The sequence below is a fragment of the uncultured Streptomyces sp. genome, assembly GCF_947488945.1.
GTDB lineage: Bacteria > Actinomycetota > Actinomycetes > Streptomycetales > Streptomycetaceae > Streptomyces.
In genome coordinates this window covers 98,245-114,569 of the sequence record NZ_CANLBS010000011.1, presented here as the reverse complement: position 1 = coordinate 114,569, position 16,325 = coordinate 98,245, and the positions used below count along the sequence as shown (strand labels likewise).

Here is a 16,325-nt window from a genome sequence, read left to right as displayed (position 1 = left end):
CTCGGATCGAGTCACCCCCGACCACCTCCGGCTCAGCCCGGGGCTCATCCCAGGCTCACCCCCCGAGGGTGAACCACACCGACCGCGACTTCTTCCACTCCGCGTGGTCGAGGTCCTTGGCCTCCTGGCCGTCGCCGTACAGGTCGGCCGCGCCGGAGTCCGTGATGACCTGGACGCGGGCGCCGGAGGCCGTCAGGTCCGGGACGTCCACGATGGCCTCCCAGCCGCCCGGGTCGGTCGTCGGCAGGTCCAGGCGCTTGACCGGCGCGTGTCCGGCGACGCCGTCCCAGCTGTAGAGGGCGTACGGGTCGGAGTTGTCGTCGGCCGCCCAGGAACCGGCCAGGATCAGGTACTGGCCGGCCGCGTTCTTGCGCAGGTCCCGGATGGTGAGGCCGCCGAGGTCCAGCTCGATCGGGGTGCCGAAGGCGGCCTTGGTGCCGCTGCCGAGCACCTTGTCGAAGTTGGTCACCGGCACGATCAGCGCCTTCGCGCCCGCCTTCGGCGGAGCCAGCGGCGCGCGGAAGCCGACGTAGGCGGTGGTGGTCGAACCGGGGGCGAACTCCAGGCCCTCGACGTTGAACCCGTCGATCTGCTTGGGCGCCTCGCCGTCCTCCGTACCGGCCGCGAAGCCGTACGCGTCGTCGTTGGCCTCGTCCCAGGCGACCAGGTCGTCCCGGAGCTTCTTGTACGAACGGCCCACCGTCAGCGAGGTCGAGGCGCCGGAGCCGGACACGGTGGTGGTGAAGACGGTGTTGCGGTCGGCCTTGTACTCGCCGTCCTTGTTGTTGCCGAGCGAGCCGGTCCAGTAGATCGTGTTGCCGACGCGGGTCGCGGCCTCGATGTCGATCTCCTTGGACGCGCCGAGCGCCGAGTTGACGTCCCACGACTTGACCGGGGCACCGGAAGCCGAACGGCTGTACAGGCGGAGGACGTTGGACTCGTCGTCGGCGACCACCGCGTAGCCGTCGCCGACGTCCACCGCGGCGGAGGCGTCGGACGAGCCGGTGAGGTAGCGGGTGTCGGCGGCGTTCTTCACGGCGGCGGACGCGGCGTAGTACAGCTTCTTGGTGGCGGTCTTGCCGCCGAGGCCGGTGACCTTGACGGTGAGGTCGGTGTAGCCGCGGCCACGGGCGGCGACCGCGAGCCGCCGGGTGGCGCCGGTTCCGGTGACGGTCACGTCGGCCGTCGTCGCGACCGAGGACTTCGACGTGGCCGACGCCGCCACGGTGAGCGCGGAGGCGTCGGCGCCGCTCTGCGCGACGGTCACGGTGACCACAGGGTCGCCGGTCGCGCCGACCGCACCGGAGAGGTACGAGGCGGAGAGGGTGATCGTCGGGGTCCCGTACGTCACGGCCTGGGCGGGGGTGCCGGACGCGAGCGCGGTCACGGCGAGGAGCCCGGCGGTGGCGGCGGCGGTGAGAACGGCGGTCCGGCGGCTCTGGGGCTGAAGCTGGTGCAGCACTGCGTGCCTCTCGTCGGCGTGGTGTCGAAGAGAAGGCTGCGGTCTGCATGTGACCGGCGGGACTACGACGGACGACGGGCGGGCGAACACCGTCGGGCCGACCCCCGTCCGCGCCCCATCGCAGCAACGGGCCGGCCCCCGCCCGCGCCCCGCGGCAGCAACGGGCAGGCCCCCGTCCCGCGCGGGTGGGCGCAGAACCGGGGGCCGGTCGAAGGTGCTGTGCGGGATCAGACGTTGAAGCCCAGCGCGCGAAGCTGCTCGCGGCCGTCGTCGGTGATCTTGTCCGGGCCCCACGGCGGCATCCAGACCCAGTTGATCCGCAACTCGCTGACGATGCCGTCGGTCGCGGACTTCGCCTGGTCCTCGATGACGTCGGTCAGCGGGCAGGCCGCGGACGTCAGCGTCATGTCGAGGGTGGCGATGTTGGCGTCATCGATGTGGATGCCGTAGATCAGCCCGAGGTTGACGACGTCGATGCCCAGCTCGGGGTCCACGACGTCGTACAGCGCCTCCCGGACCTCCTCCTCGGAGGCCGGCTTCAGTGCTGCCACGGTCTCGTTCTCGCTCATGCGGTCTTCCCTTCGGACAGCGCCTTCGCCGTCGCGTCCTTCCACGCCATCCAGCTGAGCAGCGCGCATTTGACCCGGGCCGGGTACTTGGAGACGCCGGCGAACGCGACCGCGTCCTCCAGCACCTCCTCCATCGCGTCGTCCGGCTCCAGCTGCCCCTTGGACTGCATGAGCTCCAGGAACGCGTCCTGGATCTTCATGGCCTGGTCCAGTTCCTTGCCGACCAGCAGGTCGTTCAGGACGGAGGCGCTGGCCTGACTGATGGAGCAGCCCTGGCCCTCGTAACTCACGTCGGCGATGGTCTCGCCGTCGTACTTCACGCGGAGCGTGATCTCGTCGCCGCACGTCGGGTTGACGTGGTGCACCTCGGCGTCGCCGTCCCGCAGGCCTCGCCCGTGGGGGTGCTTGTAGTGGTCCAGGATCACTTCCTGGTACATGGAGTCCAGCTTCACCAGTCAGCCCTCAGCCACTGTCGCCTGTTAACCGAAAAAGTTCCGTACGTGCTCCAGGCCGTCCACCAGGGCGTCGACCTCGGCGGGCGTGGAGTACAGATAGAACGACGCTCGCGTGGTCGCGGGAATTCCGTACCGCAGGCAGACCGGCCGTGCGCAGTGGTGGCCGACCCGGACCGCGATGCCCTCCTCGTCGAGCACCTGGCCCACGTCGTGCGGGTGGATGTCGCCGAGCGTGAAGGAGATCGACGCCCCGCGGTCCACGGCCGTCGCCGGTCCGATGATCCGCAGGTCCGGCACCTCCAGGAGCCGCTTCACCGCGTACTCGGTGATGGCGTGCTCGTGGCGGGCGATGTTCTCCATGCCGATCGCCGAGAGGTAGTCCACGGCCGCGCCGAGGCCGACGGCCTGGGCGATCGGGGGCGTACCCGCCTCGAACTTGTGCGGCGCGGGGGCGTAGGTGGACGAGTGCATCGACACGGTCTCGATCATCTCGCCGCCGCCGAGGAAGGGCGGCAGGTCCTCCAGGAGTTCCTGCCGTCCCCACAGCACGCCGATGCCCGTCGGGCCGACCATCTTGTGGCCGGTGAAGGCCACGAAGTCGGCCTGCAGCGCCTGCACGTCGAGCACCATGTGCGGGGCCGCCTGCGAGGCGTCGATGCAGACCAGCGCGCCGACCTGCTGGGCACGGCGGATGATCTGCTCGACCGGGTTGATCGTCCCCATGATGTTCGAGACCAGCGTGAAGGAGACGATCTTCGTCTTCTCGGTGATGATCTCGTCGATGTTGGAGAGGTCGAGCCGGCCGTCGTCCGTGATGCCGAACCACTTCAGCTTCGCACCGGTGCGCTGCGACAGGAGCTGCCACGGAACGATGTTGGAGTGGTGCTCCATCTCGGTCGTGACGATCTCGGTGTCCCGGTCCACCCGGTAGGGCTCGTCGGCCCAGCCGAGCATGTTGGCCACCAGGTTGAGCGACTCCGAGGCGTTCTTGGTGAAGATCACCTCGTTGCGGCTCGGCGCGTTGATGAAGGCGGCGACCTTGTCGCGGGCGCCTTCGTACAGCGCGGTGGCCTCCTCCGCGATGGTGTAGACACCGCGGTGGACGTTGGCGTTGTGCCGCTCGTAGTACTCGTTGAGCGCGTCGAGGACCTGGCGCGGCTTCTGGGAGGTCGCCGCGCTGTCGAGGTACACGATCTTCTTGCCGTCGTGGACCGTGCGGTCCAGGAGGGGGAAGTCCTTGCGGATCGCCTCGGTGTCGAGGAGGCCGGAGAGCCCCTGGCGGGCGTCAGTCACTCGGAAGCGCCACCCTTCACGTATGCCTCGTAGCCCTCGTTCTCCAGCTTGTCGGCGAGCTCGGCGCCACCGGACTCGGCGATGCGGCCGTTCGCGAAGACGTGCACGAAGTCGGGCTTGATGTACCGGAGGATGCGCGTGTAGTGCGTGATCAGCAGGGTGCCGACCTCGCCCGACTCGCGGACCCGGTTGACGCCCTCGGAGACGACGCGCAGGGCGTCGACGTCGAGGCCGGAGTCGGTCTCGTCGAGGATCGCGACCTTCGGCTTGAGCAGTTCGAGCTGGAGGATCTCGTGGCGCTTCTTCTCGCCGCCGGAGAAGCCCTCGTTGACGTTGCGCTCGGCGAAGGACGGGTCCATCTGGAGCTCGGCCATCGTCTCCTTGACCTCCTTCACCCAGGTACGCAGCTTGGGCGCCTCGCCGCGGACGGCGGTGGCGGAGGTGCGCAGGAAGTTGGAGACGGAGACACCGGGGATCTCCACCGGGTACTGCATCGCGAGGAAGAGGCCGGCGCGGGCGCGCTCGTCGACGCTCATCTCCAGGACGTCCTCACCGTCGAGGGTGACGGTGCCGCTGGTGATCGTGTACTTGGGGTGACCGGCGAGGGAGTACGCCAGGGTGGACTTGCCGGACCCGTTCGGGCCCATGATGGCGTGGGTCTCGCCCTGCTTCACGGTCAGGTCGACGCCCTTGAGGATCTCCTTCGTGGCGTTGTCGGCCTCGACGGTGACGTGCAGGTCGCGGATTTCAAGCGTTGCCATGGGTGACTCAGGACTCCTGGGTGACGGAGACGAGCACATCGTCCCCTTCGATCTTGACGGGGTAAACGGGGACGGGGCGCGTCGCGGGAAGGCCGGACGGCTTGCCGGTGCGGAGGTCGAAGGCGGATCCGTGCAGCCAGCACTCGATCATGCAGTCCTCCACCTCGCCCTCGGAGAGCGAGACGTTGGCGTGCGAGCAGATGTCGTTGATGGCGAACACCTCGCCCTCCGTGCGGACCACGGACACCGGGGTGCCGTCGAGTTCCACCCGGGTGGGGGTGTCGTCCTCCAGCTCGCTCAGCGAGCACACCTTGACGAACGCCATCAGACGGACGCCTTCAGCTCGGTCTCGATCTTGTCGAGGAGCCGGGCCTCGACGTCCGGCAGGCCGATCTGCTGGACGAGTTCGGCGAAGAAGCCGCGCACGACGAGCCGGCGGGCCTCCTCGGCCGGGATGCCCCGGGACTGGAGGTAGAAGAGCTGCTCGTCGTCGAAGCGGCCGGTCGCGGAGGCGTGGCCGGCGCCGACGATCTCGCCGGTCTCGATCTCCAGGTTCGGCACGGAGTCCACGCGGGCGCCGTCGGTCAGAACCAGGTTGCGGTTCATCTCGTAGGTGTCGGTGCCCTCGGCCTTGGCCTGGATGAGGACGTCCCCGATCCACACGGCGTGCGCGCCGTCGCCCTGGAGGGCGCCCTTGTACACCGCGTTGGACTTGCAGTGCGGGGTGTTGTGGTCGACCAGGAGGCGGTGCTCCTGGTGCTGGCCCTTGTCGGTGAAGTACAGGCCGAAGAGCTCGGCCTCGCCGCCGGGGCCCGCGTAGGCGATCCGGGGGTGCAGCCGGACGACGTCGCCGCCGAAGGTGACGACCACGGACTTGAAGGAGGCGTCGCGGCCGACCAGCGCGTTGTGCTGGCCGACGTGGACGGCGGTGTCGTCCCAGTCCTGGACGGAGACGACGGTGAGCTTGGCGCCGTCGCCGACGACGTAGTCGACGTTGGCGGCGAGCACGGCGTCACCGGTGTGGTTGATGACGACGACGGCCTCGGCGAACGCGCCCAGCTCCACGACCTGGTGGCCGTAGGCGGTGCCGCCCTCGCCGTGCACCGCGATGCGGATCGGCTCGGTGAGCACCGTCTCCTTCGGCACGGTCACGACGGACGCCTGCTCGAAGGAGGTGTACGCCTGGGCGGCCACCCGGTCGACCGGGGTGCCGGCGCGGCCGAGGCGCGCGTCGTCACGGCCGACGGTCTCCACGGTGACGCCCTCGGGCGCCTCCACGGCGACCTTGACGCCGCCGGTGGCGACGGCGGTGCCGTCGTGCAGCCCGCGCAGGCGCTCCAGCGGGGTGAACCGCCATTCCTCCTCGCGGCCGTGCGGAACCGGGAAGTCCGCCACGTCGAAGGACGGGGGGGCGCTCATGCGGGTGGCGACGGTCGACTCGGCGGCCACCGCGATGGACCCGGCGGTCGTGGAGCCCGCAGGGATGTTCTGAGCCTCAGCCATGGCTGTCGTAGTGCTCGCTTTCTCAGTCTGGAAGTCGGGGGGACGGTCGCGACGGCGGGGCCGTCAGCCGACCGAGCCCTCCATCTGCAGCTCGATCAGCCGGTTCAGCTCCAGGGCGTACTCCATGGGCAGCTCCTTCGCGATCGGCTCGACGAAGCCGCGCACGATCATCGCCATGGCCTCGAACTCGGTGAGTCCGCGGCTCATGAGGTAGAAGAGCTGGTCCTCGGAGACCTTGGAGACGGTCGCCTCGTGGCCCATCGAGACGTCGTCCTCGCGGACGTCGACGTAGGGGTAGGTGTCGGAACGCGAGATCGTGTCGACGAGCAGCGCGTCGCAGAGGACGTTGGACTTGGAACCCGGCGCGCCCTCGCCGATCTCGATGAGGCCGCGGTAGGAGGTCCGGCCGCCGCCCCGCGCCACCGACTTGGAGACGATGTTGGACGAGGTGTTCGGGGCCATGTGGACCATCTTGGCGCCCGCGTCCTGGTGCTGGCCCTCGCCGGCGAAGGCGATGGACAGCGTCTCGCCCTTGGCGTGCTCGCCCATGAGGTAGACGGCGGGGTACTTCATCGTGACCTTGGAGCCGATGTTGCCGTCGACCCACTCCATGGTCGCGCCCTCGTACGCCACGGCGCGCTTGGTGACCAGGTTGTAGACGTTGTTCGACCAGTTCTGGATCGTCGTGTAGCGGCAGCGGCCGCCCTTCTTCACGATGATCTCGACCACGGCGCTGTGCAGGGAGTCCGAGGAGTAGATCGGGGCGGTGCAGCCCTCGACGTAGTGGACGTAGGCGTCCTCGTCGACGATGATCAGCGTCCGCTCGAACTGGCCCATGTTCTCCGTGTTGATGCGGAAGTAGGCCTGCAGCGGGATCTCGACGTGGACGCCCTTGGGGACGTAGATGAAGGATCCGCCGGACCACACGGCCGAGTTCAGCGACGCGAACTTGTTGTCGCCGACCGGGATCACGGTGCCGAAGTACTCCTGGAAGAGCTCCGGGTGCTCCTTCAGCGCGGTGTCGGTGTCCATGAAGATGACACCCTGCGCCTCCAGCTCCTCGTTGATCTGGTGGTAGACGACCTCGGACTCGTACTGGGCGGCGACACCGGCGACGAGGCGCTGCTTCTCCGCCTCCGGGATGCCGAGCTTGTCGTACGTGTTCTTGATGTCCTCGGGCAGGTCCTCCCAGGACTCCGCCTGCTTCTCCGTGGACCGGACGAAGTACTTGATGTTGTCGAAGTCGATGCCCGACAGGTCGGAGCCCCAGTTCGGCATGGGCTTCTTGCCGAACAGCTTCAGGCCCTTGAGCCGGAGCTTCAGCATCCAGTCGGGCTCGTTCTTCTTCTCCGAGATGTCGCGGACGACGGCCTCGGAGAGACCGCGCTTGGCCGCCGCGCCTGCCGCGTCGGAGTCGGCCCAGCCGAATTCGTACGTGCCCAGGCCCTCGAGTTCGGGGTGGGCAGTCTCCGTGGGGAGCGTCATGCGGGGTTCCTCCCGGCCTTGCTGGCGGATGAAGCGGATGAAGATGAAATGGTCTGCTGGGTCTGCGGGGCCTGCTGCGGCGCGGGCGCCGTGTGGTGGCCGCTGCGGGGCACGTACGTCGTGCAGACACCGTCGCCGTGGGCGAGGGTGGCCAGACGCTGCACGTGGGTCCCGAGCAGGCTGGAGAAGAATTCCGTCTCCGCCTCGCACAGCTGCGGGAACTGCTCGGCGACGTGCGCCACCGGGCAGTGGTGCTGGCACAACTGCTCGCCCTGCTGGGGCTCCGGCGCGCTGCGCGCGGTGGCAGCGTACCCGTCGGCGGACAGCGCCCTGGCCAGGGCCTCGGTCCGGTCCTCGGGGGCGGCCGACTCGACCGCGGCGCGGTACCCCTCGGCCTGCGACGCCATGCGGGCCCGCGCGAACGTGAGCAGCGCCTCCTCGCCGGAGTGCGCGGCGATCCAGCGCAGCGCGTCCGCGGCGAGCTTGTCGTAGGACTGGTCGAACGCGTCCCTGCCGCAGTCCGTCAGGGCGAACACCTTGGCGGGCCGGCCGCGGGTGCGTGCGCCGTAGACCCGCTGCTCGCGGGACTCGACGACGCCGTCCGCGACGAGGGCGTCGAGGTGGCGGCGGACGGCGGCCTGGGTCAGACCGACGCGCTTGGCCAGATCGGTGACGGTGGACGGGCCGTGGTCCAGGATGGAGCGCGCGACCCGGTTGCGCGTCGAGCGCTCACCGGTCGCGAGTTCCTCCTGGGGTGGATCGCCCTGGTATTTCACAACGCCATTGTTGCGTAATTCGGGGACGGGTGACAACCACCCTCCGGAACGATCAACGGTGGGTTTGCTCACTTAGGGTTACCTAATCTGGCCCCGCGGCCGGGGTCCGAGGGCGTCGGACCTAGACTTACCGGCCATGGAGAACGAGCCTGTCGTGCGGGTCGAGGGCCTGGTGAAGAGGTACGGCGCCAAGACCGCGGTGGACGGCCTCGACCTCACCGTGGCCGCCGGCGCCGTCACCGCCGTCCTCGGCCCCAACGGCGCCGGGAAGACCACCACCGTCGAGACCTGCGAGGGCTATCGCCGCCCCGATGCCGGGACCGTACGCGTCCTGGGCCTCGATCCGGTGGCGGACGCGGCCGCGCTCCGTCCCCGGGTGGGCGTGATGCTCCAGTCGGGTGGCGTCTACTCCGGCGCGCGCGCCGACGAGATGCTGCGCCACATGGCGAAGCTGCACGCGCACCCGCTGGATGTGGACGCCCTGATCGAACGGCTGGGGCTCGGCGGCTGCGGCCGCACCTCCTACCGCAGGCTCTCCGGCGGCCAGCAGCAGCGGCTCGCGCTGGCCATGGCGGTGGTCGGACGCCCCGAACTGGTCTTCCTCGACGAGCCCACCGCGGGGCTCGACCCGCAGGCCCGCCGCTCGACGTGGGAACTGGTGAACGAACTCCGCGCCGACGGCGTGTCGACCGTCCTCACCACCCACTTCATGGACGAGGCGGAGACGCTCGCCGACGACGTCGCGATCATCGACGCCGGCCGGGTGGTCGCCCAGGGCAGCCCCGAGCGGCTGTGCCGGGGCGGCGCCGAGAACACCCTGCGCTTCACCGGCCGCCCCGCCCTCGACCTCGGCTCGCTGCTGAAGGCGCTCCCGGACGGCAGCGGCGCGTCGGAACCGGCCCCCGGCTCCTACCGGGTCACCGGCGAGATCGACCCGCAGCTGCTCGCCACCGTCACCAGCTGGTGCGCCCAGCACGGCGTGATGCCGGACGGCATCGCCGTCGAGCGGCACACCCTGGAGGACGTCTTCCTCGAACTCACCGGCAAGGAGCTGCGCGCATGAGCGCCGGTACGTACGCCCCCCGGCCGGGTGCCGCCCCGCTGTCCCGCATGATCGCCGCGCAGACCGCGCTGGAGACCCGGATGCTGCTGCGCAACGGCGAGCAGCTGCTGCTGACGGTGATCATCCCCGCGCTGCTGCTGGTGCTGTTCGGCGCGGTCGACATCGTGGACACCGGCGCGGGCGACCCCGTCGACTTCCTCGCCCCCGGCATCCTCGCGCTGGCGGTGATGTCCACCGCGTTCACCGGCCAGGCCATCGCCACCGGCTTCGAGCGGCGCTACGGGGTCCTGAAGCGGCTGGGGGCCTCCCCGCTCCCCCGGTGGGCGCTGATGACCTCCAAGACGCTCTCCGTGCTCGTCACCGAGGTGCTCCAGGTGGTGCTGCTGACGGTGATCGCGTTCGCGCTCGGGTGGTCGCCGCACGGCAGTCCGTTCGCCGTGCTGCTCCTGCTGGTGCTGGGCACGGCCGCCTTCTCCGGCCTCGGGCTGCTGATGGCGGGGACGCTGAAGGCGGAGGCCACGCTGGCCGCGGCCAACCTGGTCTTCCTGCTGCTGCTGGTCGGCGGCGGGGTGATCGTGCCGCTCGACAAGTTCCCGGACGCGGTCGCCTCCGTGCTCGGCCTGCTGCCGATCACGGCCCTCTCCGACGGGCTGCGGGACGTCCTCCAGCACGGCGCGTCGATGCCCTGGAGCGACCTCGGCGTCCTCGCGGTGTGGGCGGTGCTCGGCCTCGGCGCCGCCGCCAGGTTCTTCCGCTGGGAGTGACGCGGGCGGTGACGTGGGCGAAGGCCCGGGGCTCCGGCTTCCCGGCCGCGCCCCGCGACGTGCGAGGACCAGGTGTTTCGGGGTGACTCGTCCCCCTCGTGAAAGCTTGCACAAGCCGCCGCTTACGATGGTGCGCGTGCCCAAGCTGACCCGAGCCGATGTCGCTCAAGCCGCGCGGAACCCGCTCCAGTACATCGCCGAACGGTGGACCCCGGGCCCCCGGACCGTCCGCCGCGCCGCCATGTCCGCCGTCGTCATGGCGGTGCTGATCGTCGCCACCGGCGGCGCGGTCCGGCTGACGGGCTCCGGCCTCGGCTGCCCGACCTGGCCCAAGTGCACCGACGAGAGCCTCACCACGACGAGCGAGATGGGCTTCCACGGCGTCATCGAGTTCGGCAACCGCATGCTGACGTACGTGCTCTGCGCGGCGGTGGGCTGGGCGATCGTCGCCGCCCGCTCCGCGAAGCCGTGGCGGCGCAGCGTGACGCGGCTGGGCTGGGCCCAGTTCTGGGTCGTCATGGGCAACGCGGTGCTCGGCGGGATCGTGGTGCTCGTCGGCCTCAACCCGTACACCGTGGCCGCCCACTTCCTGCTCTCCACGGCCCTGCTGACCGTCGCGGTGCTCACCTACCACCGGGCGGGCGAGGGCGACGGGACGCCGAAGCCGCTGGTCGGCAAGGCGGTCGCGCAGCTCACCTGGATCCTGGTGGTGGCGGCCGGACTGCTGGTGGCGGTCGGCACCGTGGTGACCGGCGCCGGCCGGCACGCGGGCGACTCCAGCGACGTCCACCGCATCCCGATCGACTGGAAGCTGATCACCCAGCTCCACGCCGACCTGGCCTGGATCGTGGTGGCCCTCTCGGTGGCGCTGTGGTTCGTCCTCAAGGCCGTGGACGCCCCCGCCGGGCCCCGCCGCCTCGCCGGTCAGCTCTTCCTCGTCCTGATGGGCCAGGGCGTCATCGGCTACGTCCAGTACTTCCTGGACACCCCGGAGATCCTGGTGGGCCTCCACATGGTCGGCTCCTGCCTGGTCTGGATCGCCGTGCTCCGTGTGCTGCTCTCCCTGCGCGAGCGCCCCGCCGCCGACGCCCCCGTCCCGCCGCAGCAGAACACCGGAGCGCTGACCGCCGCCTGACCCGCCGCGCGTCCCGCGCGCCGCACACGCCCGTGGGCCCGTACGTCACGACGACGTACGGGCCCACGGGCGTGTGTGCGGTGGTGCGGAAGGGCTCAGGCGGGCGGGTTGGAGGGGCCGCCGACCTGGATGCCGGCCATCCGGGACCACTCGTAGGGGCCGGTGCGCACCCGGGCGGCGAAGTCGCCGTCGAACTCGTCGTGGAAGGTGAGGCCGGACTTCTTCGCGGCGCTCTCCGCCACCTCCTGGGAGGTGGCCATCAGGTCGCCCCAGCCGCCGTCCGCGCCGACCAGCACAATCCGGGTGCCGGTCTGTCCGACGTACGCGAGCTGGCCCTCGGCGCCGCCGTGCTCCTTCGCGAAGGAGCCGATCCGGCGGGCGAGCTTGTCCGCCGCGCGCTCCGTGCGGGCGGCCCGCTTGCCGTCCGCCTGCTGGGTCTCGTCCTGCTCAGCGATGTCTGCCATGACCCAGATGCTACCGATGGGTAGACAGCACGGCGACGGGCGGGTGGCGTGGCCCGGGCCACGCCACCCGCCCGTCGGGGGTGCGGATACGACTGCGACTGCGCGGGTCTAGCGGAGGAAGGGGTCCACCGCGACGGCGACGAAGAGCAGCGACACATAGGTGATCGACCAGTGGAACAGCCGCATCTCCTTGAGCTTCGCGCCGGTGACGCCGGCCTTGGCCCGGTTCTGCAGGCCGTGCGCCTCCCAGAGCCAGAAGCCGCCGGAGAGCACCGCGACGGCCGTGTAGAACCAGCCGGTGTAGCCCAGCGGGGTCAGCAGCAGCGAGACCGCCACCATCACCCAGCTGTAGATCACGATCTGGCGGGCGACCACCTGGTTGGTGGCGACGACCGGCAGCATCGGGACGCCGACGCGCGCGTAGTCGTCCTTGACCTTCATCGACAGCGGCCAGTAGTGCGGCGGCGTCCAGAAGAAGATCACGGCGAACAGGATCACCGCGGCCCAGGAGAGCGAGTCGGTCACCGCGGACCAGCCGATGAGCACCGGCATGCAGCCGGCGATGCCGCCCCAGACGATGTTCTGCGCGGTGCGCCGCTTCAGCAGCATCGTGTAGACGACGACGTAGAAGAGCAGCGCGCCGAGCGCCAGCGCGGCGGACAGCCAGTTGACGAGCAGCCCGAACCAGACCGTCGAGATCACCGCGAGGGCGATGCCGAAGGCCAGGCACTCACGCGGAGTGACCATTCCGGTGACCAGTGGGCGCTGCGCCGTCCTGTCCATCATCGCGTCGATGTCGCGGTCGATGTACATGTTGAGCGCGTTTGCACCACCCGCGGAGAGATATCCGCCGATCGTGGTGGTGAGGACGAGCCACAGGTCGGGAACGCCCTGAGCGGCCAGGAACATCACCGGAACGGTGGTGATGAGCAGCAGCTCGATGATGCGTGGCTTGGTCAGCGCCACGAATGCCTTGACGCGGGGCCCGAACGGGCGAGGACCCGCCGGGCTCGAAGTCAAGGCGACCCCAGCGGGTCGGGACTCGACGGCCGTCACGCACACCCCTGACAGAGAAACCCCAGCAAGCCTCCGTCGTGAAGGCACGGTAAAGACTTGCGCGAACCAGGCCACTCTAGACGTTGGCGATACGCCGCCCTTCGCGGGGGTGGGGTCGTGTTGAGGTGACATCTCGGGGAACACGAGCGGTGCGCCGGGAGGCGAAGTCCGCGCGGTGCCCGCACGCTGGAAAGCGCTCGAAAGCGGGACACAGCCACGGGGGTAGGCTCGACCACGTCCGGTGCGGCAAGCCAGCCACCGGCTACACGACAGTGGAGAGGAGCCCTGACTCAGGGTGAGCACCAAGCCGACCACCACAGACCTTCAGTGGACCGAATTGGACCAGCGGGCCGTGGACACCGTCCGCGTCCTCGCCGCGGACGCCGTACAGAAGGTCGGAAACGGCCACCCGGGTACGGCCATGAGCCTCGCTCCGGCCGCGTACACCCTGTTCCAGAAGGTGATGCGGCACGACCCCGCGGACGCCGACTGGACCGGCCGCGACCGGTTCGTACTCTCCGCGGGCCACTCCAGCCTGACGCTTTACATCCAGCTCTACCTGGCGGGCTACGGCCTGGAGCTCGAAGACCTCCAGTCGTTCCGCACCTGGGGCTCGAAGACCCCGGGCCACCCGGAGTACGGCCACACCACGGGCGTCGAGACCACCACCGGCCCGCTGGGCCAGGGTGTCGCCAACGCCGTGGGCATGGCGATGGCCGCCCGCTACGAGCGCGGTCTGTTCGACCCGGAGGCGGCCCCCGGCACCTCCCCGTTCGACCACATGGTCTACGCCATCGCCGGTGACGGCTGCCTGCAGGAGGGCATCTCCGCGGAGGCGTCCTCGCTCGCCGGCCACCAGAAGCTCGGCAACCTGGTCCTGCTCTGGGACGACAACCACATCTCGATCGAGGGCGACACGGAGACCGCGGTCTCCGAGGACACCCTCAAGCGCTACGAGGCGTACGGCTGGCACGTCCAGCGCGTCGAGCAGCTCCCGAGCGGCGACCTGGACCCGAAGGGCCTGTACGAGGCGCTGCTCGCCGCGAAGGCCGAGACGGAGCGCCCGTCCTTCATCGCCGCCCGCTCGATCATCGCCTGGCCGGCCCCGCACGCCCAGAACACCGAGGCCGCGCACGGCTCGGCGCTCGGCGACGACGAGGTCGCGGCCACCAAGAAGGTCCTCGGGTTCGACCCGGAGAAGTCCTTCGAGGTCGCCGACGAGGTCATCGCCCACACCCGTGAGGCGCTGGACCGCGGCCGCGACGCCAAGGCCGAGTGGGAGAAGTCGTTCGCCGCCTGGCGGACCGCCAACCCGGAGCGCTCCGCCGAGTTCGACCGCATCGCCGCGGGCGAGCTGCCCGCGGGCTGGGAGGAGAAGCTCCCGGTCTTCGAGACCGGCAGCGGCATCGCCACCCGCGCCGCCTCCGGCAAGGTGCTCCAGGCCCTCGGCGACGTGATCCCCGAGCTGTGGGGCGGCTCGGCCGACCTCGCGGGCTCGAACAACACCACGATCGACAAGACGTCGTCGTTCCTCCCGGTCGGCAACCCGCTGCCGGGCGCGGACCCGTACGGCCGCACGATCCACTTCGGCATCCGCGAGCACGCCATGGCCGCGGCCATGAACGGCATCGCGCTGCACGGCAACACCCGCATCTACGGCGGCACCTTCCTGGTGTTCTCCGACTACATGCGCAACGCCGTCCGGCTCTCCGCGCTGATGCACCTGCCGGTCACCTACGTGTGGACGCACGACTCGATCGGCCTCGGCGAGGACGGCCCGACCCACCAGCCGGTGGAGCACCTGGCCTCGCTGCGCGCGATCCCGGGCCTGAACGTGGTCCGCCCGGCCGACGCCAACGAGACCGCCCTCGCCTGGCGCGAGATCCTGCGCCGCCACACCAAGGTGTTCGGCAAGGGCGCCCCGCACGGCCTGGCGCTGACCCGCCAGGGCGTGCCGACGTACGAGGCGAACGAGGACGCGGCCAAGGGCGGCTACGTGCTGTTCGACGCCGAGGGCGGCGAGCCGCAGGTCGTGCTGATCGGCACGGGCTCCGAGGTGCACCTCGCCGTCGAGGCGCGCGAGCAGCTCCAGGCGGCCGGCGTGCCGACCCGGGTCGTCTCGATGCCGTGTGTCGAGTGGTTCGAGGAGCAGGACCAGGCGTACAAGGACAGTGTCATCCCGCCGTCGGTCAAGGCGCGGGTCGCGGTCGAGGCCGGCATCGGCCTGACCTGGTACCGCTACGTCGGCGACGCGGGCCGGATCGTCTCGCTGGAGCACTTCGGCGCGTCGGCCGACGCGAAGGTCCTCTTCCGCGAGTTCGGTTTCACCGCCGAGCACGTCGCCGCCGCCGCGCGGGAATCCCTCGCCGCCGCCACGCGCTGACGCAGACATACCACCAGTAGGAGATGCAACTCTCATGACCGACGCACTCAAGCGCCTTTCCGACGAGGGCGTGGCGATCTGGCTCGACGACCTGTCGCGCAAGCGGATCACCTCGGGCAACCTCGCCGAGCTGATCGACCAGAGCCACGTCGTCGGCGTCACCACCAACCCGTCGATCTTCCAGAAGGCGATCTCGGGCGGTGACGGCTACGACCAGCAGCTCTCGGACCTCGCCGTCCGCGAGGTCACCGTCGAGGAAGCCATCCGCATGATCACGACGGCGGACGTCCGCGACGCCGCCGACATCCTGCGGCCGGTCTTCGACTCCACCGACGGCCAGGACGGCCGGGTCTCCATCGAGGTCGACCCGCGTCTGGCCCACAACACCCACGCGACCGTCGCCGAGGCCAAGCAGCTCGCCTGGCTCGTCGACCGGCCCAACACCCTCATCAAGATCCCGGCGACCGAGGCCGGCCTGCCGGCGATCACCGAGGTCATCGGGCGGGGCATCAGCGTCAACGTCACGCTGATCTTCTCGCTGGAGCGCTACCGCCTGGTGATGGACGCCTACCTGGCGGGTCTGGAGAAGGCGAAGGCCGCCGGCCTGGATCTCTCCAAGATCCACTCGGTCGCGTCGTTCTTCGTGTCCCGCGTGGACACCGAGATCGACAAGCGGCTCGACGCGCTGGGCACCGACGAGGCGAAGGCGCTTAAGGGCAAGGCCGCGCTGGCCAACGCCCGCCTGGCCTACCAGGCGTACGAGGAGGTCTTCTCCTCCGACCGCTGGGCCGCCCTCGACAAGGCGCAGGCCAACAAGCAGCGTCCGCTGTGGGCCTCCACCGGCGTCAAGGACCCGGCGTACAAGGACACCCTGTACGTCGACGACCTGGTCGCTCCCGGCACGGTGAACACCATGCCCGAGGGCACCCTGGAAGCCACGGCCGACCACGGGCAGATCACCGGTGACACCATCACCGGCACGTACGAGCAGTCGCGGTCCGAACTGGACGCCCTCGCGAAGCTCGGCATCTCGTACGACGACGTGGTGCGACTGCTGGAAGAAGAGGGCGTCGAGAAGTTCGAGGCGTCCTGGAACGACCTCCTCAAGTCGACCGAGGCGGAGCTCCTCCGTCTCGCCCCCTCGAAGGGCTGACCA

16 protein-coding genes are annotated in these 16,325 nt (G+C 70.1%); 5 read left to right on the top strand and 11 right to left on the bottom strand.

The genetic code is table 11. From position 1 onward, the window contains the following. Window positions 1–55: 55 nt before the first annotated feature. The 9 genes from Q0994_RS19165 to Q0994_RS19125 all read right to left on the bottom strand — a co-directional run bounded on the left by Q0994_RS19165 (window position 56) and on the right by Q0994_RS19125 (window position 8,304). A complete protein-coding gene (locus Q0994_RS19165) occupies window positions 56–1,462 on the bottom strand; it encodes a hypothetical protein (protein WP_299536445.1) in 1,407 nt (468 codons plus the stop codon). 227 nt (window positions 1,463–1,689) lie between these two features. After that, entirely contained in the window at window positions 1,690–2,031 is a 342-nt protein-coding gene (locus Q0994_RS19160) for a metal-sulfur cluster assembly factor (RefSeq protein WP_299536443.1), read from the bottom strand. Then, the gene (gene sufU / locus Q0994_RS19155; protein ID WP_299536441.1) at window positions 2,028–2,483 is read right to left on the bottom strand and encodes a Fe-S cluster assembly sulfur transfer protein SufU; all 456 of its coding nucleotides are present in this window, start codon (window positions 2,481–2,483) and stop codon (window positions 2,028–2,030) included. The genes Q0994_RS19160 and sufU overlap by 4 nt, the downstream gene beginning before the upstream one ends. A gap of 27 nt (window positions 2,484–2,510) precedes the next feature. Then, window positions 2,511–3,779: a cysteine desulfurase gene (locus tag Q0994_RS19150; protein WP_299536439.1), complete on the bottom strand. Its 1,269-nt coding sequence runs from the start codon at window positions 3,777–3,779 to the stop codon at window positions 2,511–2,513. Beyond that, a complete protein-coding gene (gene sufC / locus Q0994_RS19145) occupies window positions 3,776–4,540 on the bottom strand; it encodes a Fe-S cluster assembly ATPase SufC (RefSeq protein ID WP_299536436.1) in 765 nt (254 codons plus the stop codon). Before sufC ends, Q0994_RS19150 begins: the two co-directional genes overlap by 4 nt. 7 nt (window positions 4,541–4,547) lie before the next feature. Then, a complete protein-coding gene (locus Q0994_RS19140) occupies window positions 4,548–4,865 on the bottom strand; it encodes a bifunctional 3-phenylpropionate/cinnamic acid dioxygenase ferredoxin subunit (RefSeq protein ID WP_299536434.1) in 318 nt (105 codons plus the stop codon). Then, window positions 4,865–6,043: a Fe-S cluster assembly protein SufD gene (gene sufD / locus Q0994_RS19135; protein ID WP_299536432.1), complete on the bottom strand. Its 1,179-nt coding sequence runs from the start codon at window positions 6,041–6,043 to the stop codon at window positions 4,865–4,867. Before sufD ends, Q0994_RS19140 begins: the two co-directional genes overlap by 1 nt. A 63-nt stretch (window positions 6,044–6,106) precedes the next feature. Next, window positions 6,107–7,528, bottom strand: coding sequence for a Fe-S cluster assembly protein SufB (sufB, locus tag Q0994_RS19130; RefSeq protein ID WP_299536430.1), 1,422 nt, complete (start codon window positions 7,526–7,528; stop codon window positions 6,107–6,109). Beyond that, the gene (locus tag Q0994_RS19125) at window positions 7,525–8,304 is read right to left on the bottom strand and encodes a metalloregulator ArsR/SmtB family transcription factor (protein ID WP_299536429.1); all 780 of its coding nucleotides are present in this window, start codon (window positions 8,302–8,304) and stop codon (window positions 7,525–7,527) included. The genes sufB and Q0994_RS19125 overlap by 4 nt, the downstream gene beginning before the upstream one ends. Before the next feature lie 136 nt (window positions 8,305–8,440). On the opposite strand from Q0994_RS19125, the gene Q0994_RS19120 reads away from it, so the two are divergent. From Q0994_RS19120 to Q0994_RS19110, 3 genes are all read left to right on the top strand, one after another. Beyond that, a complete protein-coding gene (locus Q0994_RS19120; RefSeq protein WP_299536427.1) occupies window positions 8,441–9,367 on the top strand; it encodes an ABC transporter ATP-binding protein in 927 nt (308 codons plus the stop codon). Next, window positions 9,364–10,131, top strand: a complete 768-nt coding sequence (locus Q0994_RS19115; protein ID WP_299536422.1) for an ABC transporter permease — start codon at window positions 9,364–9,366, stop codon at window positions 10,129–10,131. Before Q0994_RS19120 ends, Q0994_RS19115 begins: the two co-directional genes overlap by 4 nt. 127 nt (window positions 10,132–10,258) lie before the next feature. Continuing rightward, the gene (locus Q0994_RS19110; RefSeq protein ID WP_299536769.1) at window positions 10,259–11,266 is read left to right on the top strand and encodes a heme A synthase; all 1,008 of its coding nucleotides are present in this window, start codon (window positions 10,259–10,261) and stop codon (window positions 11,264–11,266) included. 95 nt (window positions 11,267–11,361) lie between these two features. Here the strand turns inward: Q0994_RS19110 and Q0994_RS19105 are convergent, their stop codons facing one another. Together Q0994_RS19105 and Q0994_RS19100 are read right to left on the bottom strand one after the other, a co-directional pair. Then, window positions 11,362–11,730, bottom strand: coding sequence for a hypothetical protein (locus tag Q0994_RS19105; RefSeq protein WP_299536419.1), 369 nt, complete (start codon window positions 11,728–11,730; stop codon window positions 11,362–11,364). A 108-nt stretch (window positions 11,731–11,838) separates the two neighbouring features. After that, a complete protein-coding gene (locus Q0994_RS19100) occupies window positions 11,839–12,792 on the bottom strand; it encodes a heme o synthase (protein ID WP_299536416.1) in 954 nt (317 codons plus the stop codon). A 289-nt stretch (window positions 12,793–13,081) separates the two neighbouring features. Between Q0994_RS19100 and tkt the strand changes: the two genes are divergently transcribed. Then, window positions 13,082–15,169 (top strand): transketolase, encoded by a 2,088-nt coding sequence (tkt, locus tag Q0994_RS19095; RefSeq protein WP_299536414.1) that lies wholly within the window; start codon window positions 13,082–13,084, stop codon window positions 15,167–15,169. A 34-nt stretch (window positions 15,170–15,203) separates the two neighbouring features. Next, window positions 15,204–16,322 carry a transaldolase gene (gene tal, locus Q0994_RS19090; protein WP_299536412.1) on the top strand — a complete coding sequence of 373 codons (1,119 nt, stop codon included), beginning with the start codon at window positions 15,204–15,206 and terminating at the stop codon, window positions 16,320–16,322. The last annotated feature ends 3 nt before the right edge of the window (window positions 16,323–16,325 follow it).

Coding starts and splice junctions, on each gene's coding strand:
- sufB (WP_299536430.1), bottom strand. CDS start 7,528: ATGACGCTCCCCACGGAGACTGCCCACCCCGAACTCGAGGGCCTGGGC.
- sufC (WP_299536436.1), bottom strand. CDS start 4,540: ATGGCAACGCTTGAAATCCGCGACCTGCACGTCACCGTCGAGGCCGAC.
- Q0994_RS19110 (WP_299536769.1), top strand. CDS start 10,259: ATGGTGCGCGTGCCCAAGCTGACCCGAGCCGATGTCGCTCAAGCCGCG.
- tal (WP_299536412.1), top strand. CDS start 15,204: ATGACCGACGCACTCAAGCGCCTTTCCGACGAGGGCGTGGCGATCTGG.
- Q0994_RS19115 (WP_299536422.1), top strand. CDS start 9,364: ATGAGCGCCGGTACGTACGCCCCCCGGCCGGGTGCCGCCCCGCTGTCC.
- Q0994_RS19160 (WP_299536443.1), bottom strand. CDS start 2,031: ATGAGCGAGAACGAGACCGTGGCAGCACTGAAGCCGGCCTCCGAGGAG.
- Q0994_RS19120 (WP_299536427.1), top strand. CDS start 8,441: ATGGAGAACGAGCCTGTCGTGCGGGTCGAGGGCCTGGTGAAGAGGTAC.
- sufD (WP_299536432.1), bottom strand. CDS start 6,043: ATGGCTGAGGCTCAGAACATCCCTGCGGGCTCCACGACCGCCGGGTCC.
- Q0994_RS19140 (WP_299536434.1), bottom strand. CDS start 4,865: ATGGCGTTCGTCAAGGTGTGCTCGCTGAGCGAGCTGGAGGACGACACC.
- Q0994_RS19105 (WP_299536419.1), bottom strand. CDS start 11,730: ATGGCAGACATCGCTGAGCAGGACGAGACCCAGCAGGCGGACGGCAAG.